23 protein-coding genes and 1 pseudogene are annotated in these 26,387 nt (G+C 40.2%); 12 read left to right on the top strand and 12 right to left on the bottom strand.

Annotated features, from left to right (window positions below):
- Positions 1–17: 17 nt before the first annotated feature.
- On the top strand, positions 18–1,163 hold the full coding sequence (locus CGC50_RS00540) for a CapA family protein (RefSeq protein WP_095909261.1): 1,146 nt from the start codon (positions 18–20) through the stop codon (positions 1,161–1,163).
- On the opposite strand, the gene CGC50_RS00535 is transcribed toward CGC50_RS00540, so the two are convergent.
- Genes CGC50_RS00535 through CGC50_RS00525 form a run of 3 tightly spaced genes read right to left on the bottom strand, consistent with a single transcriptional unit; the run spans position 1,138 to position 4,279 of the window.
- On the bottom strand, positions 1,138–2,292 hold the full coding sequence (locus CGC50_RS00535; RefSeq protein ID WP_095909260.1) for an aminotransferase class I/II-fold pyridoxal phosphate-dependent enzyme: 1,155 nt from the start codon (positions 2,290–2,292) through the stop codon (positions 1,138–1,140). The genes CGC50_RS00540 and CGC50_RS00535 overlap by 26 nt on opposite strands.
- A complete protein-coding gene (brnQ, locus tag CGC50_RS00530) occupies positions 2,292–3,581 on the bottom strand; it encodes a branched-chain amino acid transport system II carrier protein (RefSeq protein ID WP_095911240.1) in 1,290 nt (429 codons plus the stop codon). Before brnQ ends, CGC50_RS00535 begins: the two co-directional genes overlap by 1 nt.
- 11 nt (positions 3,582–3,592) lie before the next feature.
- Positions 3,593–4,279 (bottom strand): DUF2461 domain-containing protein, encoded by a 687-nt coding sequence (locus tag CGC50_RS00525; RefSeq protein WP_095911239.1) that lies wholly within the window; start codon positions 4,277–4,279, stop codon positions 3,593–3,595.
- Between the two features lie 124 nt (positions 4,280–4,403).
- Here CGC50_RS00525 and rbfA point away from each other — a divergent pair, with 124 nt between their 5' ends.
- Together rbfA and CGC50_RS00515 are read left to right on the top strand one after the other, a co-directional pair.
- Positions 4,404–4,796, top strand: a complete 393-nt coding sequence (gene rbfA / locus CGC50_RS00520; RefSeq protein WP_002670299.1) for a 30S ribosome-binding factor RbfA — start codon at positions 4,404–4,406, stop codon at positions 4,794–4,796.
- Between the two features lie 6 nt (positions 4,797–4,802).
- Positions 4,803–6,011 carry an ABC transporter permease gene (locus CGC50_RS00515; protein ID WP_002670282.1) on the top strand — a complete coding sequence of 403 codons (1,209 nt, stop codon included), beginning with the start codon at positions 4,803–4,805 and terminating at the stop codon, positions 6,009–6,011.
- A gap of 135 nt (positions 6,012–6,146) precedes the next feature.
- Here CGC50_RS00515 and CGC50_RS00510 read toward each other — a convergent pair whose 3' ends face one another.
- Positions 6,147–7,277, bottom strand: a complete 1,131-nt coding sequence (locus CGC50_RS00510; protein WP_095909259.1) for an ISAs1 family transposase — start codon at positions 7,275–7,277, stop codon at positions 6,147–6,149.
- Positions 7,278–7,430: 153 nt separating this feature from the next.
- Between CGC50_RS00510 and CGC50_RS00505 the strand changes: the two genes are divergently transcribed.
- Positions 7,431–8,492, top strand: a complete 1,062-nt coding sequence (locus tag CGC50_RS00505) for a hypothetical protein (protein WP_095909258.1) — start codon at positions 7,431–7,433, stop codon at positions 8,490–8,492.
- 368 nt (positions 8,493–8,860) lie between these two features.
- On the opposite strand, the gene CGC50_RS14240 is transcribed toward CGC50_RS00505, so the two are convergent.
- From CGC50_RS14240 to ansB, 7 genes and pseudogenes are all read right to left on the bottom strand, one after another.
- Positions 8,861–9,034: a hypothetical protein gene (locus tag CGC50_RS14240; protein ID WP_262482335.1), complete on the bottom strand. Its 174-nt coding sequence runs from the start codon at positions 9,032–9,034 to the stop codon at positions 8,861–8,863.
- A gap of 94 nt (positions 9,035–9,128) precedes the next feature.
- Positions 9,129–9,794, bottom strand: a pseudogene (locus tag CGC50_RS00495) (winged helix-turn-helix domain-containing protein); the annotation flags it as partial.
- 374 nt (positions 9,795–10,168) lie between these two features.
- The gene (locus tag CGC50_RS00490; protein WP_095909256.1) at positions 10,169–10,522 is read right to left on the bottom strand and encodes a winged helix-turn-helix domain-containing protein; all 354 of its coding nucleotides are present in this window, start codon (positions 10,520–10,522) and stop codon (positions 10,169–10,171) included.
- Positions 10,523–10,684: 162 nt separating this feature from the next.
- Positions 10,685–12,586: a class II glutamine amidotransferase gene (locus CGC50_RS00485; RefSeq protein ID WP_095909255.1), complete on the bottom strand. Its 1,902-nt coding sequence runs from the start codon at positions 12,584–12,586 to the stop codon at positions 10,685–10,687.
- 3 nt (positions 12,587–12,589) lie between these two features.
- Positions 12,590–13,519, bottom strand: a complete 930-nt coding sequence (locus tag CGC50_RS00480) for a PfkB family carbohydrate kinase (RefSeq protein WP_095909254.1) — start codon at positions 13,517–13,519, stop codon at positions 12,590–12,592.
- Positions 13,520–13,631: 112 nt separating this feature from the next.
- Positions 13,632–14,786 carry a dicarboxylate/amino acid:cation symporter gene (locus CGC50_RS00475; protein WP_095909253.1) on the bottom strand — a complete coding sequence of 385 codons (1,155 nt, stop codon included), beginning with the start codon at positions 14,784–14,786 and terminating at the stop codon, positions 13,632–13,634.
- 152 nt (positions 14,787–14,938) lie between these two features.
- Entirely contained in the window at positions 14,939–15,994 is a 1,056-nt protein-coding gene (gene ansB / locus CGC50_RS00470) for an L-asparaginase 2 (RefSeq protein ID WP_095909252.1), read from the bottom strand.
- Positions 15,995–16,421: 427 nt separating this feature from the next.
- On the opposite strand from ansB, the gene CGC50_RS00465 reads away from it, so the two are divergent.
- The 5 genes from CGC50_RS00465 (at position 16,422) to CGC50_RS00445 (ending at position 23,043) form a co-directional block, all read left to right on the top strand.
- Positions 16,422–18,368: a M3 family metallopeptidase gene (locus CGC50_RS00465; RefSeq protein WP_095909251.1), complete on the top strand. Its 1,947-nt coding sequence runs from the start codon at positions 16,422–16,424 to the stop codon at positions 18,366–18,368.
- A 110-nt stretch (positions 18,369–18,478) separates the two neighbouring features.
- Positions 18,479–20,074, top strand: coding sequence for a peptide chain release factor 3 (locus CGC50_RS00460; protein WP_095909250.1), 1,596 nt, complete (start codon positions 18,479–18,481; stop codon positions 20,072–20,074).
- Positions 20,075–20,114: 40 nt separating this feature from the next.
- Complete coding sequence (locus tag CGC50_RS00455; RefSeq protein ID WP_002670163.1) at positions 20,115–20,816, top strand: DUF4197 domain-containing protein; 702 nt, start codon at positions 20,115–20,117, stop codon at positions 20,814–20,816.
- A gap of 95 nt (positions 20,817–20,911) precedes the next feature.
- On the top strand, positions 20,912–22,576 hold the full coding sequence (menD, locus tag CGC50_RS00450; protein ID WP_095911238.1) for a 2-succinyl-5-enolpyruvyl-6-hydroxy-3-cyclohexene-1-carboxylic-acid synthase: 1,665 nt from the start codon (positions 20,912–20,914) through the stop codon (positions 22,574–22,576).
- Positions 22,573–23,043 carry a macro domain-containing protein gene (locus CGC50_RS00445; RefSeq protein WP_095909249.1) on the top strand — a complete coding sequence of 157 codons (471 nt, stop codon included), beginning with the start codon at positions 22,573–22,575 and terminating at the stop codon, positions 23,041–23,043. Before menD ends, CGC50_RS00445 begins: the two co-directional genes overlap by 4 nt.
- A gap of 143 nt (positions 23,044–23,186) precedes the next feature.
- On the opposite strand, the gene CGC50_RS00440 is transcribed toward CGC50_RS00445, so the two are convergent.
- Positions 23,187–23,951 (bottom strand): MBL fold metallo-hydrolase, encoded by a 765-nt coding sequence (locus CGC50_RS00440; protein ID WP_095909248.1) that lies wholly within the window; start codon positions 23,949–23,951, stop codon positions 23,187–23,189.
- Between the two features lie 132 nt (positions 23,952–24,083).
- Here CGC50_RS00440 and rpiB point away from each other — a divergent pair, with 132 nt between their 5' ends.
- Genes rpiB through CGC50_RS00425 form a run of 3 tightly spaced genes read left to right on the top strand, consistent with a single transcriptional unit; the run spans position 24,084 to position 26,354 of the window.
- Positions 24,084–24,515: a ribose 5-phosphate isomerase B gene (gene rpiB, locus CGC50_RS00435; RefSeq protein ID WP_095909247.1), complete on the top strand. Its 432-nt coding sequence runs from the start codon at positions 24,084–24,086 to the stop codon at positions 24,513–24,515.
- Between the two features lie 15 nt (positions 24,516–24,530).
- A complete protein-coding gene (gene pheS, locus CGC50_RS00430; protein ID WP_002665525.1) occupies positions 24,531–25,550 on the top strand; it encodes a phenylalanine--tRNA ligase subunit alpha in 1,020 nt (339 codons plus the stop codon).
- 30 nt (positions 25,551–25,580) lie between these two features.
- On the top strand, positions 25,581–26,354 hold the full coding sequence (locus CGC50_RS00425; protein WP_095909246.1) for a YoaK family protein: 774 nt from the start codon (positions 25,581–25,583) through the stop codon (positions 26,352–26,354).
- Positions 26,355–26,387 lie beyond the last annotated feature (33 nt).

Genomic DNA, 26,387 nt, shown 5'->3' with positions numbered 1-26,387 from the left:
GAATGTAATACAACTCTATGTCTTACAAATATTTTCTATTTATATCGCTGATTTTCTGTAATTTATCTTACGGACAGATAAGACCTACCCTTATTCCTGTCCAGCGGGACACCCTTGCTCCTTCTCTATCTAAAGCCCCCCTTGCCCTCTCCCCTACCAAGGACACCCTTTCTATAGTAGCAGTAGGTGATGTGATGATTGGCTCGGCCTTTCCCCTTGGGTATCTTCCCAAGGACGATGCTATAGAGAGTTTCAAGCAGGTAAAGCCTTACCTAAAGGGAGACATTGTTTTTGGCAATTTAGAAGGGGCTATCCTGGACGAAGGAGATTCTGATAAGTGCAAGGATAAGGAAGAAGGTTCTTGCTATGCCTTTCGCATGCCTGATCGCTATGGGACTATCTTAAAGGAGGCGGGCTTCAACCTGATGAGCACTGCCAACAACCATGCCAATGACTTTGGAGAAAAAGGTCGCCTGAATACTGCTCGAGTACTCAATGAAGTAGGCATCTATCATGCAGGACCTGTGGAGAATAAGTCGGTTGTATTTGAGAAAGAAGGTATCAAGTATGGTTTTTGTGCCTTTTCACCCAATAGCCACATGATCTCTATCAATGCAACAGAAAAGGTAATAAATCTCATCCAAGAGCTTCGACCTCAGGTCGATATTCTAATCGTCTCCTTCCATGGTGGCGCCGAGGGGGCTTCTTATACCAGAGTAACACGCCAAAAGGAAACTTTCTATGGGGAGAACCGAGGCAACGTGTATGAGTTTGCCCACACAGCTATCGACAATGGAGCTGATATAGTATTGGGACACGGCCCACACGTGACACGTGCCGTAGAGGTATACAAAGGAAAATTCATTGCCTATAGTATGGGGAACTTCAATACTTATGGGCGCTTTAGCTTGGCCGGGCCTAACGGAATAGCTCCCTTATTTGATATAAAAATCAATCGCAAAGGCGATTTTCTCTTCGCCAATGTTCTTTCAGTAAAGCAGACCAAAGCCAAAGGGTTGGAATTGGACAACAATTGTAAGGTATACGAAGAGCTCAAAAGGCTTACCCAATTGGATTTTCCTGAGACACCCTTATCCTTTGAGCAAGATGGCATCTACCTAAAAGAAGTAGTACCCACTACTGCGATTCAAGCCATTGAGTAATCAGTGAAAAGAGTCGTTCTATCTCTGCCTGACTATTGAAACTGTGCAGGCAAATCCTTAGGCGCTCTTCTCCTTTGGGTACTGTAGGTGCATAAATAGGCTTGATACCCAATCCCTGAGTTTGTAGCAAGGAGGAAAGATTTCTCAGCCTTTGTGTATCCTTGACTATGAGTCCTTGTATAGAAGATTGAGAATCCATAAAATAAACCTGTTCTGTTGAAGGAAAAAAGGGTATCTTCTCCCTAAAGAAAGCGATACGCTCTTGTAACACTTTCCTTTCCTTCAGCTCAGGCAAAAGCTTATAGGAAGCCATTACTGAGGCTATACTCTCTGGCGAAGGGGCTGTGGTATAGATGAACGAACGAGCAAAATTTATCAAATAGTCTATTACTGGCTCCTGAGCCAGTGCAATAGCTCCATGTGCTCCAATCCCTTTACCAAAGGTAATCAAGCGAAGAAAGACCTCATCGGCTATACCTAAGTGCTGGCAGAGCCCCTCTCCCCTCTCTCCAAATACTCCTACTGAGTGCGCCTCATCTACTATCAGATAGGCTTGATATTGTTTGGACAGGGCAACCATCTCCTTTAGGTTAGGTATGTCTCCATCCATGGAGAAAACCGCTTCGGTAGCTATATAAATGGTGATATACTTCCCTGAAAATCTTTCCAATTTTTCCCTAAGATCCTCCAAAGAATTGTGTTTGAACTTAAAGCTCTGAGCATTTGTCAATTGTAACCCATCTCGGATGGAGGCATGTATATATTGGTCATATAGCACCACATCCCCCTTGAGAGGAATTGAGGAGAAAATCCCCACATTGGCATCATAACCTGAGTTGAATATCAATCCCTTAGGAGCCTGATGAAAGGCAGCCAACTGCTCCTCAGCTTTCTCTATCAAAGGGTAGTTCCCTGATAGCAGGCGAGAACCTGTACTCCCATTGTACTGAGGCTCTCGGGAGAGCAAAGCCTGCGCATACTCCTTTTGTTGGGGATTATGCGCAAGCCCTAAGTAATCATTTGAATAAAAGTCTACTATATAATTTTTAAGTGAGAGACTACGAAAAGCATCTTCTTTTTTTCTCTGGTCTATTGCCTTGAGCAAAGAAGAAGGAAGGATAAGAGACATTATTTTTTTGATTTAACAATTGTTTTTTCTATTAGTACAGTCGTAACCCATGCCCAGAAAGCAGGAAACAACCACGAAACTCCATATTCGTGTAGGGGAAAAGGCACTTCGAAGAAGTGGTAACCCAATTGTTCTAAGAACAAAGGGATAGTAGTAACAAAAGTAACCAATGAAACCACTTTGAAGACCGTTTTGGAAGCCAAATAAGAAGGCAACAGATGTAAAAAGACCAAAACGATTACCACTGGATAGAATAACACCAGTACAGGATAGGCTATCTTGATGATATACTCCACTCCATAAGGGGCTACAATCACACAATATACACAGAGAATAGTTACAAATATTCTATAAGTACGCTCATTTCCTTTGGTAATTTCTTTGAAAAAATCAGCTCCTCCAGTGATAATACCTACAGCTGTAGTAAAACAAGAAATACCCACGGCTATACTTAGGAGCAATCCTCCTACCCCTCCCAATACATGCTTGGTAATAGCCACCAATAGTGGTACTCGCTCAACAATAGCTGGGAAATACCCTCCCTGAGAAGCTCCCGCATAGATAAATCCTGTATAGGTGATAAAAAGCAAAATTCCACTCCCTATCCCTGAATAAATAGTCAAGCGCTTCACTTGGCTCTTATCCAATGAATTATCCATAAACAAAGAAGCACTAATTACCCCTCCTATGATGATAGAGGACATAGCATCATAGGTCTGATATCCTTCCTTAAGCCCCTCTGCTAAAGGTTTTTGGAAAGAGGATATCTCTATATCACTTATAGAAAAAATAGCTTTTAGGATAAGAAGGAAGATAATCCCTACCATAATAGGAGTCAGATACTTGCCCAATACATCCAGGACCTTGTTGCGCTGATAGCACAAATATCCTACTAAAAGAAAATAGACTATATAAAAAAAGTACTTAGCCCAAGCAGGAATGGTACCTGTAAAAGAAGCGGATACCATCTCATAACTTACCGAAGCGGTACGTGGCATAGGGAAAGCCAGACACATCCCATAGAGCAAACAACCTAAGATAAGTGCCACTATGGGGCTTACTTTTTTACCAAAATCTAATACCGAGCCCTGCAAGCGTGCTTGTACTAAAATTCCTGCAATAGGAATCAATACTGCCGAAAGACAGAAACCAATCGCCACTAATAACCAGTGATCCCCTGCTTGTTGCCCCAAGCGTGGAGGAAGTATAAAGTTTCCTGCTCCAAAAAAGATGGAAAACATCGCAAACGAAGTAACTATAACTCGCAAAAGGGTAATTTTCTTTTTCATTATATTCATTTTTAATTATACAAAGGTTCCCCATTAGCATCTGTGGTGAGTGCTTGGGTCATAAAGTCATAAAAAGGTAGCATGGCTACAAAAGTATCTACCACTTCTTGGAAAAAGGAGTCTGCAAGCACTTGATCCAAGGTGAAATCCCGCTTGAGCAAAAACTGTTTCTTACGCAAGAAATCAATCATAGGATCGTCCTTATCGAATCCCTTGGGAGTGGTCTTTACCTCCTGACCCCATAACTGCCCTGAGAAATAACTCCTGATAGGCTCTGAATTCATTATCTGAGAAAAGTGTTCCCCTTCCTGAGCTATTTCCTGACGAATACGCAAGAGATCCTTAGGCTCAGGATTGAAAAATCCCCCACCTACAAAACTCTGTTCAGGACTTAAATGAAGGTAATAACCACCCCTATACTTAGGCTGCAATCTGCCAAAATACAGTCCAAAATGCGTCTTATAAGGTGGCTTATCCTTGGCAAAACGCAAGTCATTATATATACGATATATCTTGATTGCTCCTAAGTGATCTTTCTCTTGGATAGCCGCATATACTGCCCTAAAGAAACTATCTGCTTGACTTTTTGCTTTTTCATAATCTTTTTTGTTATCAGAAAACCATTCTCGATTATTGTTCTGAGACAAAGAAGAAAGAAAAGAAAAGATACTATTTGTTAATTTTGTTAATTTCTCCATATTCATTATAGTGTATACGTGAATTTGTTTATGAAAGTGCAAAGATACAATTTTTATAATACAAACCTACAATTATTCGCAAATTATTTTTATCTTTGCATCGTTTTATGTATTTATAGCATTTATGGAGACCAATCGACAAAAGAAAATAGCAGGACTTCTGCAACAAGATCTGGGAGATATTTTAGGCCGTGCCGTACAAAATGGTGGACTCACCAACCTTATCCTATCAGTGACAAAAGTAGCCATCACGGTCGATCTAACCCTGGCTAAAGTATACATCAGTGTATTTCCCAGTGAGCAAGGCAAAGAAATCCTTAAGGCCATACAGTCCAACAGCTTCCAGATAAAGCATGAAGTGGCACAGCGAGTGAGACATCAACTGAGAAAAATGCCAGATTTGAGTTTTTTCTTGGACGATTCCCTAGAATACCTCTCCCAGATAGAGCACTCTCTCAAGGGAGAAGAAAACCCTATAGAGAATCCTGAATTGCTTATCAAACGTAAAAAATCTTAACCCCTCTTGAAAGCCTCTCTCTTTATAGCTTGGCGGTATGTACGCTCAAAAAGCTCGCAGAACGTGATTAATATTATCAACTGGATGTCCATCTTTGTGCTTATCATAGGTGGTGCCTCCCTGATGATTGTTCTGGCGGGCTTCTCAGGGCTGAGGACTTTCAGTATGTCGTTTTCCAATTATTTCGATCCTGACCTGAAAGTACTCCCAAAGAGTGGGAAAATCTTTTCCCTTACCGCCCAACAAGAGAAAGCCCTATCTCAAGAGAAGACGGTAGCTCACTATAGCAAGATCTTGGAGGAACGTGTATTCCTCAATAGCCAAGGCAAAAACTATATCGCTTATATCAAGGGAGTAGATGAAAACTATCCGAAAGTCAATGCTGTAGATAGTATCTTAGTGCTAAGCCCCAAAGAGTGGCTACTTAGCGATGATTATGTAGTGGTGGGTAATATCATTGCCGAAACACTGAACTTAGGCCTCTTTACCAGCACTACTCCACTACAGATTATAGTGCCTAAGGCAGGCAAAGGAAGTATCACCTCTACCAGCACCCCCTATCGCGAGGAAACAGTGTTACTATCTGACTATTACCAAGTTACAGAGGATTTGGACAGCAAGTATGTCTTTACTACCCTATCACTTTCTCAGCGATTATTAGGCGTAAAAGAGAATGATGTATCCGCCATAGAGATAAAATTGACCAAGGGTATTTCTTCTGAAGAAGGAAAAAAACGACTTCTTTCAGTCTTGGGGAGTGATTTTGTCATCAAAGACCGTATGGAGCTTAACGAAGACTTGTACAAAATGTTCCAAACGGAGAACCTCGCCACTTACCTCATCTTTACTTTAGTACTTATTGTGGCGCTATTCAACCTTGTTGGAGCAATCATTATGATGATTTTAGACAAACAGAAGAACCTATATACTCTCTTTGCCATGGGGATGACCCTTAGTCAGATAAGGCGTATTTTCTTCCTACAAGGAGCTATTATCTCCCTATTAGGCGCCATTTTTGGGATCGGCTTAGGTGTGGGTATCGCTTGGCTTCAAAAAGCCTATCCTATGCTATATATCAACCCTAATGCAATGATCCCTATTCCCTACCCTATAGACATTCGTTGGTCTGAGATTGTAGTGGTCTTCCTTACTATACTGATTCTGGGAATCATGGCCTCTGCCATAGGAGCAAGTAGAACGAAAATTAATGATTAACGATTAATGATTATTTTTAATGGATTTTTGTTGTTGTATCTTAATTTTTCTTATCTTTTATATCCTTTTTCTTTGAATAGAATTCTATAGCCACATATAATAAGGTTTACCACAGGGTAAACGCATCAAAATTCTTTAATTAACAAGGAGTTTAGAAGGGGAAGAATAGCCACATAGTTTTCGGGTACGGTTCATACTAATTCCTCTTTGTTTACTTATCTCTTTTATTATAAAAAGTGCTAATAAGCTCATTATGTGGAAGTTCTCAACCACATTATGATTACTTTTTTGACTATGGTCTTCATTGAGCAGCACATCTAATGACCTATGTAGATTATTTTCTATTCCCCAATGTGCTCGTATAGCGCGATTTATCTCTTTTGGATCTATCAAATTCGTTATGTAATAAACGGTTTCTATGCGGGTACTTTTATCTGCTTTCTTATATACCTCACGAACTATCTTCACCAAAGTTTTTACCCCCTTCCACTTTTGCATACAGCCATCTATATCATCGTCTGTTTTTATTTCTGTAATACAATAAACCGTTCGCTTCTCAACCCTCCCATGTCCTATATCTTCTTGTGTATCAGCAGATACTGTATTTCCCCGATATTCTCTAAATTCCTTTTCTATGAACTCTAATAGTTTTTTCTGATTACCTTTTACTGGCAAGACAAAGTTACCTCCTTTTGAGAGAATCATCTCAATAACTTCAACATAAGTACCTGCTGCATCAATAGTTACCGTATTATTTTCAAGAAATAATAGCTTTATAAGATCCAGTATTGAGGATAATTCGTGTCCTTTGACTTCACTATTTATATGGTCTATAACAAAATGATGGTCAGTACAATAGGCTGAAACAATATGAGAAGGATGTGAGTTTGCTGTTTGTTTTATTCCTCTTTGTATTTTTCCATCAATGGCGATAGTTTTACCTGTAAGAGTTTCGTAAATTGATATTATAAATTTTTTGTAAACCTCTAAAAATTCTTTGGGGTCAATTACCTGAAATACACGATTAAAGGTATCGTGAGTAGGCATTCTGCTAACCTTCAATTCTTTCCCAGAAAGTTTAATATATAGATTTCTTAAGTCTTCGCTATGGATATTAGCATAATCTTCAATTTGCTCCCAATCATCACATCCTGATATAGTTGCATATAAGCTTACCAATAATATCAACCCTAAAGGATAATCAATTCTTCCTTGAACTCGTGGGTCTTTTACAACTGCAATAGCATTCCAAATTTCTGCACTCATAAATTTATTCCTATTTTTTTAGCAAAGATAAGAATAATTATGATAATCAGATGATTAATTTAAATTTTGATGAGTTTGACCTAATAAAAAACAGCAAAGAGGGGCTTCTCTCAAAATAAATGCTTACCTTTGCCGCACATAGCAAAACACTCTATGAAATACATATCCAAAATACAAATAGCACTTTTCCTGTCTTGCTTGATGATAAACTGCTCTCAAAGACCAGAACCTTCCAATCCTTTCTCCGATTGGGAAAAAGAGCATCTTCGCGGCAGAGTAAAACAACTCATCACTTATCAGCAATACAGAAATGATACCTTGCCTATCATCTCAGAGTACGATACCTTAGGGCGTCTTACCTTCCGCCAAGATCACTTCAATGATGTGTTCTTTACTAAAGAAACCTTCATCTATCAGTTCCCTATATGTATCTGGGATCCTCCCTCTTATTCGAAAGATTCCCTCACAGGCCAAGACCAGATGGAATACCACGAAACTTACGTTAAAGATTTCTTAGATACACCCCTGCAAGGCAGCTTAGATGTGTTTTTCTTGTCTGAAAATCGTATCATCACCCGTAATGATGACGGACAAATAAGCCATATTGCCAATCAAGAGGGCAAAATCGTTTATTTTAATTACCAAACCAAGAACGGTAAACAATACTGCACCGAAGTCTTCTTTAATAATGGTGAAGAGGTGGTCTTCTCCCTGAAAATTGATTATGACGACAAAGGTAACCTGCAGCGCTTGCGTTCTTTTGGCGAGAAGAATACCTTAAGCTTAGAAATATACTACACTCCCGATAGGCAGATCAAAAGCATTGCTAACTACGATAAAAACCAACTAAAAGAAGGAGAACTAAAAGAAGAAAAACTATATCACTATAATGATAAAGGACAATTAATCAAGGAAATAAAATATGGTCACCTTATAATAGAATATCAATACAACGATAAAAACCAAGTCGTTGAAGAAACTGAATACAACACCAAGTTCCCTCTAGATCAAGCTGAAAAATACCGCTATCAATACACCCCACAAGGCGATATAAGTCGCAGAGAATTAAGCTACAAAAAAGAAGACAATACCACAGCAACCTCCGTAACTACCTACCGCTACAAGTACGACACTCAAGGTAACTGGACCCTAAAACAAACCTACAGGAATGGCAAATATATCGAACACCAAAGTAGAAAAATAGTATATTATTAGCAATGAAAAAACTTTTCTTGTTAGACGCCTATGCGCTCATCTTCAGAAGTATGCCATCCGTAGGGTTTTAGCGACACAAAGTTTGAACTAAAAAAATCTCCACCTTCACTTCGTGCGATCGCACGAAGTGAAGGTGGAGATTTTTTCAGCACATCTAAATTCTCTCCTTTACCCTTGCCCTCCCTTGATGATGTTTAAAGCGGCATCTATCAGTCGCACGTTTGAAAGCGTGTCAGTCTTCTGACGCCGTTTGTTAAGCCATAAGTTGCCGTCAAAAAACGATTGTAGATAGTTCTTTCTAAGATTCTGAATGTCAACAAAGGCAAACCTCGTCAGACATCTGTCTTTGGGTTGATAAGCTATTATAGTCAAAAAGAAATGGTTTGCGAATTTATCAAACGGAAATTGAGAGTTAGAAGTGACTCTAACTCCTTTTTATAAGTATGTATATTATCAAAGAAATTCCTTATAGCATCTCGGAATTCTGTCTTGTTTCGATAGAAACCCGTATTGATTACTTTTTTTCGTAAGAATTTCCACAAGCGCTCTATTAAATTGAGGTTCGGAGAGTATGGAGGCAAGAAAAATTTGCTTGATTCTATTATCTTCTACCCAGTTTTGAAGTTCTTTATTGTGATAGTAGCGAGCATTATCGGATATAATATAAATATTTTTAGCGTTTGGATGCTTTTTAAGAGCTAATTCGTAAAGTTCTTTTGTTGATTCTGCATTAACGCATTCACAATCAAGAGCTATTACATCTATAACATCATAAGCATTAAGTAAACCATTGATATTCAATCTATCACGCCCACTAACTGTTGGTTGTTGAAACTCTTTACCTTTCTCTATCCAAGCATAAGTGGAACGGCTGTTGTGCGTAGGATGAATACCACCGGCAAAATACACCACATCCCCTTCTTCCTTTTCTTGAAGAATTTTAGAGAGTGCTTCAACAAATAGTTTTTGTTTTAAAGGATCTGCCTCACAAGGCACTTCGGTTGTTTTCTTGTAGGAAAAACCAATTCTGTTAAGTAAATCAGCCATCCCTTGTGGAGTATAGGTAACTTCAAAAGTGTCTTTAACCCATTGAGATACTTGTTTTGCATCTGTATAAAGATGTGTGCGTAACTCTTGTTTTAAGGATTCTATTTGAAAAATATTAAGCAGACCTTGATAACCTCTATAACGATTCTCAAGGAGTTTATCTAGTCCTCCTTCAAGATATAAGGAACGATAACGATAAATAGTAGAAATATCTATACCTAAGCAATCAGCAACAAAAATAGGAGTATTGCCCATAGAAAGCATCAAAATACAAGTAACTCGGGCATAATCCGAGCGACCTTGCAAGTTGCGTTGGAGCTTTCTAAGTTCCTCTATTTCTGTTGGTTACAGTCTTAGTTCCATAGACAGTGCAAAAATAATAAATTTTTTATTTATTCGCAATCTAAATTTGTTTGACTATAGATAAAAGATATAGAAGATAATTTAGTGTATTACCACCTGTTTTAAAGAAGAAATGATGAAAAAGATAAAAGTTACTTTAGAATGGGAAGATATCAGTATTTATTTTACAAACTATACCTTTTTTTAAAAGACAAAACAATTTTTAAGGAGTGGATTTTTATCTCCGAATCACACCCCCTCGAGATAAAGCTGAGTTTACTACAACTCTATGCTTCCTTCCAGCCTGTAAAACAGCCATTTTCACCTTTGCTATACTGCTTTAGGCTTTCATTTACATCCTTAAAAAGTTGAAGAATGTCACGACCTTCTTCAGTGAGTATACTATGCCCACCAGCTTTTCCTCCGGCTTCTTTAGCAACTATCTCAAAAGAAGAGTCTCTGTTCATTTCTTGTATCATTCCCCAAGCACGGCGATAAGGCATATTGAGCACCTTTGCCGCTTCTGAGATAGAGCCTAATACATCTATCTGTTCCAAAAGTAATGCTTTGGCAGCATTGATCTCCAGGCCTGTATCGGTTTCTATCCAAATGTTTCCTTTTATTTTTAGATTATTTTCCATATGTTCTTATGCTAATTTGGTTTTTTAATAACTACTTTTAGCTGATAATCAAAGATTATCTTATCGTTAAAATTCACTGCAAAGGTACATATTTTATTTGGAAAAAACAATTGCTTTTTTGATTATTATTGCGAAAAAATGTTATATAATTCTTTATAAACATTAATAAGCCCTTTCCTTATTCCCTTCATAGAAGTTGATATAGGCTTGATTGACCACCCGATTACCGCCTACAGTTGGGTAATCTCCTGTAAAGTACCAGTCTCCTAAGTTCTTAGGGCAGGCATTATGGAGATTTTCTACACTTTGAAAGATAATATCCAACTGACAGGTCATAGTCTCAGGGCGCAATAGTTGGACAATCTTCTGGGCGAGCTCTTCTGAGGTGAAGGGCGCATATAATTCCTTTACATAGTTGACTATCTCACTATCAGGCTTATGTTTCTGAGCTATACACTTGTGGTAGATCTGTGCCACTATATCATAGGTGCCTCTATCTTTGTGTAGTTCCAAGGCAGCATCGAAGGCGATCAAGTCCTCCAAACGCGCCATATCTATTCCATAGCAGTCTGGATAGCGGATCTCTGGAGCGGAAGAAAGTACTACAATTTTCTTAGGCTCTAAGCGGCTGAGAATATTAAGAATACTCTTCTTCAGGGTGGTACCACGTACTATACTATCGTCAATAATTACTAAATTATCTTCATTGCGACGTACAGCTCCATAGGTAATGTCGTATACATGGGCAACCATGTCCTCTCTTCCAGAATCTTCAGTGATAAAGGTACGCAGCTTTACGTCCTTAACCGCGACTTTTTCTATACGAGGACGCACAGAGAGAATTTGGGTCAGCTGGGACTCACTAAGAGTATTACCCGCCTGGAGTATTTGCTGTTTTTTTTGTTGGTTAAGATGCTCTGATACAGCTTCTATGAGTCCATAGAAGGAGGTTTCTGCAGTATTGGGTATATAGGAGAATACAGTATTGGTAAGGTCGTTCTCAATGGATTTGAGTACTTTAGGAAGCAATAGGGCTCCTAATTTCTTTCTCTCTCTGTAGATTTCTTGATCACTACCACGGGAAAAGTATATACGCTCAAAGGAACATGCCTTGCGTTCTGTAGCTGGGAGTATTTGTGCTATTTGGGTTGTAGCATCATGCTTGATAAGGATAGCTGCCCCTGGAGAGAGTTCTTCTACTCGTTCAAAAGGTACATTAAAAGCTGTTTGTATCACCGCTCGTTCGGAGGCTACTACAACTATTTCCTCATCCTTATAATAGTAAGCAGGTCGTATTCCTGCTGGGTCTCGGATCACAAAGGCATCTCCATGTCCTACAATCCCAGCCATGGCATATCCTCCATCCCAGCGAGTAGCTGCTCTTTGGAGTACTCTGATCATATCAAGCTCCTGAGCTATCAGTACTGAAGCTTCTTTTTTACTAATTCCTTCTGCCTTGAGCTTTTGGTAACATTCCTCTACTTCTGTATCAAGGAAGTGCCCTATACGCTCCATCACAGTAATGGTATCTGTCTTAGCTATAGGATGTTGCCCTAATTCTACTAATTTATTAAAGAGTTCATTAACATTCGTAAGATTGAAGTTTCCTGCTAAGATAAGGTTGCGATAGTTCCAGTTGTTTTCTCTAAGGAAGGGATGTACATTTTCTATACTATTCTTACCAAAGGTACCATAGCGTACATGTCCTAAATATACTTCTCCCAGATAAGGGACAATCCGTTTTAGTTGGTCTACATCTCCCTTAAGGGTTGGGTTTTTCTCTAAAAGGTCGTTGATATGTTGGTTTATCTGCTTGAAGATATCTTGTATAGGCTGAGCATCATTGGAGCGCACACGTGCAATATAGCGCTCTCCTGGCTGCATTTGTAGCTTGACAGTAGCAATTCCTGCCCCATCTTGCCCTCGGTTATGCTGTTTCTCCAAGAGAAGGTACATTTTGTGTATCGCGTAGAAGGGGGTACCATATTTTTCTTGGTAGTAGGATAAGGGTTTTAACAAACGAAGTAGCGCGATTCCACACTCGTGCTTGATAGCATCACTCATAGGTTAGACAACTTTTATATCAAATTGGGTTAGTTCCTTTAGGGAGAAGAGGCGGCGTAGCACTTCTTCTTTATTGATGGTCAATAGCTTAGAGGCACCCACCTCTTCCACACAGAAAGAGGCCAAGACGGTAGCATAGACCAATCCATTTTTCATATTTTCGAAAGAAATATCTCCCGTTTGTGCCATATAACCTACAAAGCCCCCTGCAAAAGTATCCCCTGCCCCTGTGGGGTCACATACTTTGCACAATGGTAAAGCGGGGGTATAGAAGCTCTTATCCTCATGAAAGAGCATTGCTCCATGTTCTCCTCTTTTGATGATGATATAAGTAGCCCCCATTTGCTGTAGTTTTTCTACAGCTTTGAGCAAGACTTTCTCTTGGGTAATGGCAAAGGCTTCTTGGTCACTTACGGTAAGCACATCTGTCTTTTGGATGACTTCTCTAAGTTGTTCAAAGCTATGGTCTATCCAATAGTTCATTGTATCGGAAACGATCAGACTTGGAGGAGCGACAAACTGATCTAAGACCTCAAGTTGCAACTGTGGATGTTGGTTTCCTAAGAGAACAAAAGAAGCATCCAAAAAGTGTGATGGTAGTTTAGGAATATAATCCTGTAAGACACCATCCTGTGTCTCAAGGGTCTCCCTTTCATTCATATTTTCATAATAGCGTCCGCTCCAAAAGAAAGTCTTCTTCCCTACTCTCTTCTCCACTTGAGTAATATCTATCTCTCTCTCTGAAAGTATTTGCAAGAAAGAAGCTGGATAGTCCTCTCCCACCACGGAGACTACGGCTTGTTCTATATCGAAAATAGCACTTGCTAAAGCGCTGTAGTTAGCGGCTCCTCCCATAGTGCGTTCTACCCTGACAAAAGGGGTCTCTATAGTATCAAAAGCCAATGTTCCTACTGTAAGTAGCTTGTTGTTCATTTCCTGAAAAAATCCATTTTCTAAATAAGGTACAAAGATACTACTTATTTTTGAAATAGCAATCTTTTTAATGTGTTTTTAGTTTTTGAATTTTCAGCTACCCAACTCACAACTATTCTTTTATAACTTTCTGTACAATAAGTGCTACAGCACCATCTCCTGTCACATTACAAGCTGTACCAAAGCTATCCATAGCTACATATAGGGCAATCATCAGACCCTGTTGTACCTCTGAGAAACCTAACATTGAGGAGAGAATTCCTAAGGAAGCCATGATAGCGCCTCCTGGTACTCCTGGAGCTGCTATCATAATGATACCAAGCATTGGAATAAAGCCTGCAAAAAGTTCTATATCAAAGGGCATACCTTCCATAAGCATCAAGGCTATAGCACAAGCGGTGATTTTCATTGTACTCCCAGAGAGGTGTATGGTGGCACATAGGGGGATGACAAAGCCTGCTACTCGCTCGGATATGCCTAATTGCATTGCCTGACGCATCGTAATGGGAATAGTCGCTGCCGAGGACTGTGTGCCCAAGGCTGTCGCATAGGCTGGCAACATGGTCATCAGAGCTTTTATAGGATTCTTTTTGGTGATACTCCCTGCTATAGCAAACTGAAGGAGAAGCAGCACCACATGCATCACAAAGAGAATCCCTATGAGCTTGAAGAATACTCCCATCACAGCTACTACCTTACCCTCAAAAGTGATCTGGGCAAAGATACTCATGATATAGTAGGGTAATATAGGGATTATCGCTTTGGCTATTAGCCAACTGACAACCTCTCCAAATTCCTTGATGACTTCTACAAATACAGAGTGTTCTCTTATAGACAGACCTATACCTATAACAAAAGAGAGCAACAGAGCGGTCATCACATCCATCACAGGGGGCATAGGAACAGTAAAGTAAGGAAGTGCTAATATGCCTTCTCCTATATCATCCATCTTTTGCCCTTCTAAAAGAGAAGGAAAGAGCGCATCGGAGACAAAATAGGTGGAAAAACCTGAAAAAAGAGTAAAGGAATAGGCTATAGCTACCGTAACCAAGAGCATCTTTCCAGCACTCTTGCCCAAGGCACTGATGGAGGGCATTACCAGTCCCATGATGATCAGGGGTATCGCAAAGCCTAAAAAATTCCCAAAGATTCCTTTGAAGGTAAGTAGTATCCTATAGAACCACTCTGGGGCTATCTTTCCTACAAGTATCCCCAATACAATCCCACAGAAGACCCTGAATAATAAGTTTTTGTATATTTTTTTCATTTAGGTAAAAGTAAGCTATTATTAACATTTGTATTATCTCTATACACCAGCAAAAGTCTCTTTAATTATAAAATAAGGTAAAAGGTGTAGAAAAAATTCTACTCCCTTTTTATACCTTATCAAAAATATCAATCAAACATAATTATTACATGTTACATTTGGTTAAAATACTGTTGTATTTGTTGCCAATCCTTAGTTTTGGTAAGGGCTAACATAAGGAGTACACGTGCTTTCTGAGGATTAAGTCCCTGAGAGGCTACAAAGTGATATTTAGCATCATCTACTTCGGCATCCTCAGTGGTAGCCCCAGTAGGTACACGGGAAGAACGTACTATCTGAATACCTTTTTGTTGTGCTTTGACAGCCAAATCGAAAATAGTATGATAGAAGTTTCCATTTCCTACTCCAGCATGTACAATACCATCGAACTTAGCATCGATAAAAGCTTTCATAGGAAGTTCGGATGCATTGGAATAGCTGTATACGATACCTACTTTAGGAAGCACTTTTAGGTTGTCTACATAGAAAGGAGACTCTGTGGTATGTTTGTTGGTAGGGGTACGACCAAAGAATACTTTCCCATTGTGGATATAAGCCAAAGGTCCATAAATAGATCCTTTAAAAGTGTCTACTGAAGTTGTATTGCTCTTGATTACATACTTCGCATCCAAAACAAGGTCATTCATACATACCATAACTCCATGTCCCTGAGCATTCTTATCCGCCGCTACAGCTACTGCATTGTATAGGTTCAAAGGTCCATCGGCACTCATACCTGTGGCAGGACGCATAGCTCCCACCAATACTACTGGCTTAGCACTGTGCACTGTAAGGTTTAGAAAATAAGCAGTCTCTTCCATAGTATCGGTACCATGGGTGATTACCACTCCATCATATCCCTCTTTGTTGAGCAACTCATTGATACGCTTAGCCAATTTGAGCCATACGTCATCATTCATATCTTGAGAGCCTATTTTTACGATTTGTTCTCCTGACACATCAGCCAAATCTCTCACTTGAGGAACAGCTTGCAGAAGTTGATTAATTCCAAGTTCCCCTGCTTTGTAGTTAGTTTCTGTTGCTGACTTACTTACTCCTGCTATAGTCCCTCCTGTAGCAAGAATACGCACCTTTGGCTTTTGTGCCAAAGCTACCACTGACATCATTACCAATAATGTAAGGGCAATTTTTCTAAATGTTTTTCGCATCTTGTATATTAATTAATTATTTATTTACTTATTTGATAATCAATATAATTATGATTAAAATCAACCATCAAATCCCTCCATTTTTTCCTCTTAAACAAGGACAAAGATACACTTTCCCCTTGGATTACACAAAAAGAAAAATACTTTTTTTCATTTTTTCTAAAATATTTTTTCATTACAACTGAAACTGAATTAGTTAAATAAACAATATTTTTTATCTTATTCTCTTCTATATATGAAAAATAAATGTTAAATAAATATATTTACCTTATAACTATTTTTTTGGTACAATTTTTGATATGGCAAAAGGTTTATGGGAAGTGAAAAACAAAATTAGTAAATAGTGAATAATGAAATAATAGTGAATAATGAAATAAAGTTCACTTGTTTTTTTGATTTCCATAATAAATAACTCAAAACTTGACAAATGTCTTTATTAGAAAAAACGGCACTGCCTTATCAGGCTCCTTATTTCTCTCAAATAAAAAGTGAGGATTTTTCTCCTGCGTTACTTGAGGCTATGGCCTTACAACAGCAGGCTATTACGGCTATTGTTCAGCAAACAGCTCCACCAAACTTTGACAATACTGTCCTTGCCTTGGAAAAAAGTGGAGAAGCGCTGCTGCGTGTAGCGAATCTTTTCTTTGCCCTTGCAGGAGCTGATACTAATGAAGTATTGCAACAAACCGAAAAAGAGATCCTACCCCTATTGGCGGCTAATGAAGATAGCATCTATCTCAATGACAAGCTCTTTGAGCGTATAGAGGTATTGTATCAACAACGTGCCTCTCTGTCACTCGATAGTGAGTCCCTTAAGCTCTTAGAGCACTATTATGATCTTTTCTACTTACGAGGTGCTAACCTTTCTCCTGAGAAGAAAGAAGCTCTCAAAGAGATTAATAATCGATTAGCTTCTCTGGAGAATGATTTTAACTATAATACCTTACAAGCACGCCACCAAGCAGCTCTTTCTATAGAAAAAGAAGAAGACTTGGTTGGACTTTCTCCAGAGGAACAAAAGATACTTCTTCAGGAAGATGGTTCTTGGAAAATCGCCTTGACCAATACCACTCAGCAGCCTTTGCTCTCTCAACTGGAAAAGGAAGAAACGCGTGTCCGCCTCTTCCAACAGTCGTGGAATAGGGCTTCTCAAGGGGCTTTCTCTACTGAAAATATTGTATTGGAAATCATTGCGTTGCGTCAGAAGAAAGCAACACTCTTAGGTTATGATAACTATGCACAATGGTCTTTGCAAAAGAGTGTAGCCAAGACTCCCCAGACGGTTATGAATTTCTTCGAAAGACTCCTAAAACCTACCTTTGAAAAAGTAGCTAAGGAGGTAGCTTGTCTCAAAGACTTTTCTGGACAAGATCAAATAGCACCTCATAACTGGGATTACTATGCTGAAAAGGTACGCAAAGCGCAATACGACTTGGATGAGAACCAACTCAAGCCTTATTTTGAACTTTTCAATGTATTGGAAAAAGGGGTTTTCCATGCTGCTACTGAGCTCTATGGAATTACCTTCAAGCGCCGCATGGATCTTCCGATATACCACCCTGATGTGGTTGTATATGAACTCTTTGAGGCCGATGGATCTCCTTTAGGACTCTATTATGGAGATTTCTATACTCGTGAAAGCAAGCGGGGAGGTGCTTGGATGAGTGAGCTGGTAACTCCCTCCAAACTCTTTGGACAGAAACCTGTGATATATAATGTATGTAACTATACCCCTCCTACTGAGCAGCTTCCTTGTCTGCTTTCCTTCTCTGAGGTAGAAACACTTTTCCATGAGTTTGGCCATGCACTACATGCTTTCTTTGCTGATCAGCAATATGCTACCCTTGCCGGTACTGCTGTAGCTAGGGATTTTGTAGAATTTCCTTCTCAGTTCAATGAGTATTGGGCACTCCACCCCGAAGTACTTCCTCACTATGCTCGTCATTATCTTTCACAGGAAGTCATCACCTCTTCACTGATAGAGAAGTTAAAGGCTTCTCGCGAGTTCAATCGTGGGTATGCTTTTTGCGAGGTCTTGGCTTCTGCTTATTTGGATATGCAGTGGCATACCCTTCCTGCCTTGGCTCAAGTTACCGAGGTGGCTGCTTTTGAAAATGAGGCCGTTAAGCGTTTCCCTAAGGAAGTGCCTGTACGTTATCGTTCATTCTATTTCTCTCATATCTTCGGTGGAGGCTATGCCGCAGGCTATTATGCATATCAGTATTCGGAGATATTAGCCGAAGATACCTATCACTGGTTCGAGTCACATGGAGGTCTTACCCGCCAGAATGGGGATCGCTTCCGATCACTAATCCTCTCCAGAGGAAATACTATGGACTATCAAGAAATGATGAAACTAATGATTAATGATTAATTGTCAATGGTTAATGGTTAATTCTTGTAAAAACTGACAACTGACCTCTGACAACTGACAACTGATCACTGACAACTGAAAATTAATAATTAATAATTGACAATTAAAAAGTGTCCTTAGAACAAGAAATTAGCAAGCGCCGTACTTTCGGCATCATCTCGCACCCTGATGCGGGAAAAACGACCCTGACCGAGAAGCTGCTCCTCTTCGGGGGAGCTATCCAGGAAGCAGGAGCAGTCAAGTCCAACAAGATCAAGAAAGGAGCTACTTCCGACTTTATGGAAATAGAGCGCCAAAGGGGAATCTCTGTAGCTACCTCTGTCTTGGCTTTCACTTACAAAGATCATAAGATAAACATCTTGGACACCCCCGGTCACAAGGACTTCGCCGAGGATACCTTCCGTACGCTTACTGCAGTGGATAGTGTCATCGTAGTAATCGATGTGGCCAAAGGGGTTGAGGAACAAACAGAAAAACTCGTAGAGGTATGTCGTATGCGCAATATTCCTATGATTGTTTTTATCAATAAGCTCGACCGCGAAGGTAAGGACGCCTTTGATCTCTTGGACGAAGTGGAACAGAAGCTGGGGCTTCGTGTAACTCCCTTGAGCTTTCCTATCGGAATGGGATATGACTTCAAGGGAATCTATAATATATGGGAGAAGAACATCAATCTCTTCTCTGGAGATAGCCGCAAGAATATCGAGGAAACTATTGCTTTTGATGACGTCTCCAGCCCTGAACTGGAGGAGCTTATCTCCTCTCAATCCGCACAGCGCCTACGTGAAGACTTGGAACTGGTGTATGAGGTTTACCCTTCCTTCGATCGCCAAGCCTATCTCAATGGCTCCCAACAGCCTGTTTTCTTTGGCTCTGCTCTGAACAACTTTGGAGTAAGAGAACTCTTGGATTGTTTTGTAGAAATAGCTCCCTCTCCCCTACCCAAGGCTAGCGATGTACGGATAGTACAGCCCAATGAGAAGGGGTTTACAGGCTTTGTATTCAAGATACATGCCAATATGGACCCCAACCACCGTGACCGCTTGGCTTTTGTCAAAATCGTATCAGGTACCTTTGAGCGCAATAAACCTTACCTACATACACGTTTGGGCAAAAAACTCAAGTTCTCCAGCCCTAATGCTTTCTTTGCTGAAAAGAAAGAGGTTGTGGATATTTCCTACGCTGGAGACATTGTTGGGCTACACGATACCGGCAATTTCAAGATTGGGGACACCCTTACCGAGGGGGAAGTGTTGCATTTCAAGGGTATTCCAAGCTTCTCTCCTGAGCATTTCCGATATATCAACAATGCCGATCCGCTCAAGTCCAAACAGTTGGAGAAAGGAATTGACCAACTTATGGACGAAGGGGTAGCACAGCTCTTTACCTTGGACTTCAACGGAAGAAAAGTCATTGGTACCGTAGGAGCGCTCCAGTATGAGGTGATCCAGTACCGCTTGGAACACGAATATGGGGCCAAGTGTAGTTATGAGAATTTCCCTATTTTCAAGGCTTGTTGGGTCGAAGAACCTGAAAACCCCAAAGACCCTGATTATCTCGACTTCCTCCGCGTAAAACAAAAGTACTTGGCTCGTGATAAACAGGGACAATTGGTCTTCTTGGCCGATTCCGCTTTCTCTATCGAAATGGTCAAGCAAAAATATCCTCAACTCAAGCTACACTTCACTAGTGAGTTTGATAAGTAGTAATTGGACTCTAACACCTTAAACCTTAAAAAATAAAAAAATGAAGAAAATTGTTTTATTAGTAAGCAGTCTTTTCTGCCTCAATAGCTGCGCTGACTTGCAGTCTATTATGAACAACACTCAACAAACAGGAGCTTTGTCCTCTTTAGATATTTCTAATGGACTCAAACAAGCCTTGGAACTAGGTATCTCCCAAGGAGTGGATTTGCTTAGCCAAAAAGATGGTTATTATGGCAGTTCTTTGGCCAAAATTCTTTTCCCTGAACCACTCCAAAAGGTGGACAAAACCCTAAGAAGCATTGGGCTAGGAAGCCTTGCCGATGAGGGAGTAAAGCTACTGAACCGTGCTGCTGAGGATGCAGTAACTCAGGCAAAACCTATCTTTATTAATGCTGTAAAGAATCTTTCTTTCTCCGATGCTACAGCCATCCTTACTGGCGGAAAAAATGCTGCTACTGAGTATCTGAAAAATACCACTACTCAATCTTTAGTACAGGCTTTCTCTCCTAAAATTGAAGCCTCTCTAAGCAAAGTAGGTGCTGACCAAGTATGGAACAATATCATTACTAAGTATAACTCCATTCCTTTGGTAACCAAAGTGGAACCTAACCTCACAAGCTATGTGACTGAAAAGGCTATCGATGGACTTTTCTTACAAATTGCTCAAAAAGAGGAGGATATACGTACTAATATCAGCTCAAGAACGACACCTTTATTACAAAAAGTTTTTGCTAAACAATAAACACAAGTAAAGAGTGAAGAGTGAAAAATTTTTCACTCTTCATTTTTCACTCTTCATTTTTCACTCTTGATTTTTTCACTCAATTTATTTTCGTTTTGTTTCCCGAGATTCCCTTAGCCCAACAGATACTCCTTGCCTGCAAGGCAAAAGGTATCCGACATATAGTCCTCTCGCCTGGTTCACGCAATGCCCCACTGACTATTGGCTTTGCCAGTGATGCTTTTTTCACCACTTATAGTATAGTGGATGAGCGCTGTGCGGCCTTCTTTGCCCTAGGCTTAGCCCAACAGCTCCGAGAACCAGTAGTAGTGGCCTGTACCTCTGGTTCAGCATTGCTCAACTATTATCCTGCGGTAAGTGAGGCCTTTTATAGTAATATCCCTTTAGTGGTCATTAGTGCCGACCGTCCTGCCTCCAAAATAGATATAGGCGATGGACAAACCATTCATCAGCCTCATGCTCTAGCGGCTCATACCGCTTACAATGCCAATCTATCTGAGGAGAATAAGGCGCTTTCCTTCAACGAATATCTGCTCAATGAGGCGCTGAATACCGCTGCTCTCAAACTCTTGCCTGTACATATCAACGCTCCTTTTGAAGAGCCTCTATACCGAACCCTACCCGCTCCTACAGTGACTTTTCACAATGAGATAGGAATAAAAAAACAAATACCCCTAAATTGTGAAAAATTACTCCAATTCACCAAAGACTGGATCTACCCTAAGAAAATGGTACTCATAGGAGTATTGCCTCCTGGTACTATGGCTCAAAAATGGATCGATTGGCTCCAGAAGGATCCTTCTATCTTAGTCCTTACCGAAAGTACGGCTAATGTAGTAGCGCAATCGTTTGTTGGGATGATTGATACTTTCCTTTCTCCTATACAAAAGAGAAATCTCCAAGAACTATTGCAGCCTGATGTGCTTATCTCTATAGGGGGGATGGTGGTTTCTAAGAAAATAAAAGAGTTTTTACGCCAGTACCCTCCCAGAGCTCACTATTATATAGATGAGCAGGTGGGCTATGATACTTTTTTTGCCCTTACCCATCATTTCAAAACGGATATCAATACTTTCTTAGAGGCTGTCACCCCTGAGCTTCCTCTTGTTAGCTTTGATTACAAGGGTGTTTGGCTACCTATCTATAAGGAAACTCTTGCCAAGCGTTCTGCTTTCTTAGCCCAAATACCTTTCTCGGATATGGCCGTATATCAAGCTATTCTTGAGCAAATCCCTACTCCCTATCATATACAAATTAGTAATAGTGCCCCTATTCGCTATGTGCAACTTTTCCCCGCCAAGGACGGATGGGAAATCTTTTGCAATCGTGGTACTAGTGGAATCGATGGCAGTACTTCCACTGCCATAGGCGCTAGTGTGGTACAATCCTTACCTACTTTATTGATTACAGGCGATTTAAGTTTTTTCTACAATAGCAATGCTTTATGGTGCAACTATATTCCTAAAACCCTAAAAATCATCATCGTAAACAATGGGGGTGGGGGCATCTTCCGCATCTTACCAACAGATAAGGAAACGCCTTTCTTTGAGACTTTTCAAGAAACAACTCACTCTCTTACCGCTGAGTATCTCTGTCGTATGTATGGGATTACTTACCTACAAGCAGAAAACAAAGAATCCCTTACTGAAGGCTTAAAAATACTCTTTTCTGATCATGAAAATCCTATCCTCTTGGAGGTTTTTACTCCTCGAATGCTCAATGATACCATACTCAAAGATTATTTTAACACTTTATCATGACTGAAATAGAATACATAAAAGCTGATGCTACCCTACCTCAAAGTGAGGGAAATATCATTATCACACATATATGCAATGACAAAGGAGGCTGGGGAAAAGGCTTTGTCCTTGCTCTATCCAAGCGATGGAAAGCTCCTGAAGAGCAGTATCGAAAGTGGTATCAAGATAAAGATGGCTTCGCCTTAGGTGCTGTCCAGTTTGTACAAGTGGAAGAGCTTATATGGGTGGCCAATATCATTGGACAGCATAAGATAAGAAAAGATGAAAAAGGACTCCCTCCTATTCGTTATGAGGCCGTCAGAGAAGCTCTGACTAAGGTCGCCATCTTTGCCAAAGAAAAACAAGCTCATGTACAGATGCCTCGTATAGGTTGTGGCTTGGCAGGAGGCTCTTGGGAAGAAATAGCTCTTATCATTGAAGATACCCTTCTGGCAAAGGATATTCCAGTGACTGTATGTGATTTCTAATTCTACAAGCTCGCGCCAGTGTGGACATCGTTCTCCGTAGAGGCGCATTTCATTGCGTCTTATTGTAGAGATACAATGCATTGTGTCTTGACTGGATCGTTTCTTACAGTTCATACCAGCATCTCACTGTTCCCTATTCCTAATTAAATCTTTATCGTCAGTTTATCATATGCCAAATATACATTTTTAGGGAGTTCCTTCTGTACTTTGGCATGGAAGCCCATTGTCTGGCTGATGTGAGTAAAGAATGCCTGCCTAGGGTGTACCTCTTTGACAATCTCCATGGCTTCTGCTATATTCAGATGAGTAGGATGAGGTGCCTTACGCAGGGCATTGAGTACTAAGGTATCCACCTTATAAAGTTTTGAGAGTTCTGCCTCTTGGATATGTTTTGCATCGGTGATATAGGCTAATTTCCCTATACGATAGCCCAAGATAGGCAAGGAACCATGTTCCACCGCAATAGGAATTACCTCCTGTCCAAAGAGTGTAAAAGGAGTAGAAGCATCGACCTCAGTCACTCTCACCGAGGGAGCTCCCTCATAGCGATTCTCGGTAGCAAAGATATAAGCAAAGCGTATTCTCAGTTGCTCTATCACTCGGGGCAACCCATAGATGGGCATATCCCCTTGCTTGAGTACAAAAGGGCGTATATCATCTAGTCCTGCTGTATGGTCTGCATGTTCATGGGTAAAGAGAATAGCCTCTAAGTGCTGTACCTTATGGGAAAGCATCTGTTGGCGAAAATCTGGAGAACAGTCTATAGCCACATTAACTCCTCCCCATGAAAGTAGGGCGGAAGTACGTAAGCGCTTATCTCGCTTATCGCGGCTATGTGCCACAGGGGTATTCATACCTATTACAGGTACCCCCTGTGAGGTACCTGTACCTAAAAAGGTGAGTTTCATTATATATTTTTTGGTCTTTTGCCTTTTCTCTATTGGCAAATACAATACTTGCGCAAAGGTACAATTTTTTCCTCTAATATCTTTTGAAACTACCAAAAAATATGTACCTTTGCACCTTAAAAACACTATCTGATGAAAATTGTAATTGGAAATGATCATGCAGGTACTGAGTATAAGAATTTGATTCTTCAGTACTTATTATCAAAAGATTACCAAGTAACCAATGTAGGAGCAGATACTTCCCAAAGTGTAGATTATCCTGATTTTGCACACCCTGTAGGTGAAATGATTGACAAAGGAGAAGCCGACTGGGGAATTGTCATTTGTGGTAGCGGTAATGGGGTCGCCATGACAGTCAACAAGCACCCTAAAGTACGATGCGCCTTATGCTGGAACAAGGAAATAGCTGCCTTGGCTCGAGCACATAACAATGCTAATGTCTTAGCCATCCCTGCCCGATTTACAGCCGCTGAACAAGCCTTGGAAATGGTCAAGACTTTCTTGGAAACGCCTTTCGAAGGAGGCAGACACCAGCGCCGTGTAGAGAAAATTCAACTATGCTAACATAAAAAATCTCCCATGATTAATAAAATAAAAGAACATATAGCTCGTGTAGAGGCTTTTGCTACAGAAAAAAAAGAAGAATTAGAACAATTCCGTATAGAATACTTTGGTAAAAAGGGATTGCTCAATGACTTTTTTGCGCAGTTCAAGGAAGTACCCAAAGAAGAAAAAAAGGATTTCGGACAAATAATCAACGAACTCAAAAGCAAAGCTGAGGCAAAGATTAATGAACTTAAAGAAAAACTCAGTGGACAGAATGTGACTACCCAAAGTCTCAATGACCTTACACGTCCGGCTTTCCCTATCGAAATAGGAAGCCGTCATCCTGTCTCCCTGATCAAGAATAGAATCATTGAGGTATTTGCTAATATTGGTTTCAACATAGCCGAAGGTCCTGAGATAGAGGATGATTGGCACAACTTCACTGCACTGAACTTACCCGAATATCATCCTGCCAGAGACATGCAGGATACTTTCTTTATCCAGACTCGTCCAGATATTCTGCTACATACACATACCAGTTCTGTAGAGGTTCGCTACATGGAGCAGCACCAACCGCCTATTCGTATTATTGCTCCTGGCAGGGTGTATCGCAATGAGGACATCTCGGCACGCTCTCACTGTCTCTTCCACCAAATAGAAGGGCTATATATTGATACCAATGTCTCTTTTGCTGACCTTAAACAAACGCTTTTATACTTTACTAAGGAGATGTTTGGAAAGTCCAAAATACGTTTGCGTCCTTCCTATTTCCCTTTCACTGAGCCCAGTGCTGAATTGGACATCTATTGGGGATTGAACAATGAGATTGACTACCGCATTACCAAGGGTACAGGTTGGCTTGAGATTATGGGTTGTGGAATGACTGACCCCAATGTATTGACCAACTGTAAAATAGACCCTCAAAAATACTCCGGTTTTGCCTTTGGCATCGGACTAGAAAGGGTGGCTATGCTTTTGTATCAGATAGGAGATATCCGCGCTTTCTATGAAAATGATGTGCGCTTCTTAGAACAATTCAGAAGCTCTATTTAAGATTCTTAACCCCTTTCTTGACTTAGGCTCATGTTCAGACATCAAGGAAAAAAGCGTTCTGCAAAGAACAATCTACAAATAGCTGTTGTTCTCTCTTTCGTAGCTGGCATGGTCAATGTTGTTGGCTTCCTCTTCTTGGGGCGGCTTACTACCAATGTCACTGGACACTTCGCTTTTTTCATTCATGATATGTCCATCGCTGAGTTCTGGAAGGGGACTATTTACCTTTTTTACATAGTATGCTTCCTCTTAGGTTCCTTCTCTTCTGGCTGGCTTATTGAGGAAGCCAACTATCACAAGCGGCAGAATAAGTACTTCCGTCCTACCATTTTGGAGTGTATTGTATTGGGCTTAGTCATTCTCCTCAATAGGATTTCTTTAGATTTTCCTCATGAAGCTACTACTTTTATGCTCCTCTATGCTATGGGATTGCAGAACTCCTTTGTGACCAAGATTTCCAATGCTACTGTACGCACCACACACCTCACTGGTCTCTTTACAGACTTAGGCATTGAACTCTCTCAACTATTTTATCTCAAGAGAAATAACTATCAAGAACAAGAAAAGAAAATCAAAAATAGTATTCACTTACGCCTATCCATCGTCTTGTTTTTCTTTTTAGGAGGCTTCTTTGCAGGATTTGCTTTCGTAGAACTTGGACTAAAGCTCAAAACACTTTTCTTCGCCATAGGAATCCTACTCTCTGGCCTTTACTATGACGACTTACGTTTTAGATACCTCACCAAAAAAAGAAAACATAGGGGGCATAGACATCATTCTAAACAGACTACACCTCACGCCTGATAAGTACAACTGCCATTTTGTCACTATTTTAAG

The sequence above is a fragment of the Capnocytophaga gingivalis genome (assembly GCF_002302415.1).
Classification (GTDB): domain Bacteria; phylum Bacteroidota; class Bacteroidia; order Flavobacteriales; family Flavobacteriaceae; genus Capnocytophaga; species Capnocytophaga gingivalis.
The sequence above is the reverse complement of the archived record's forward strand: the minus strand, read 5'-3'. Positions and strand labels throughout refer to the sequence as shown.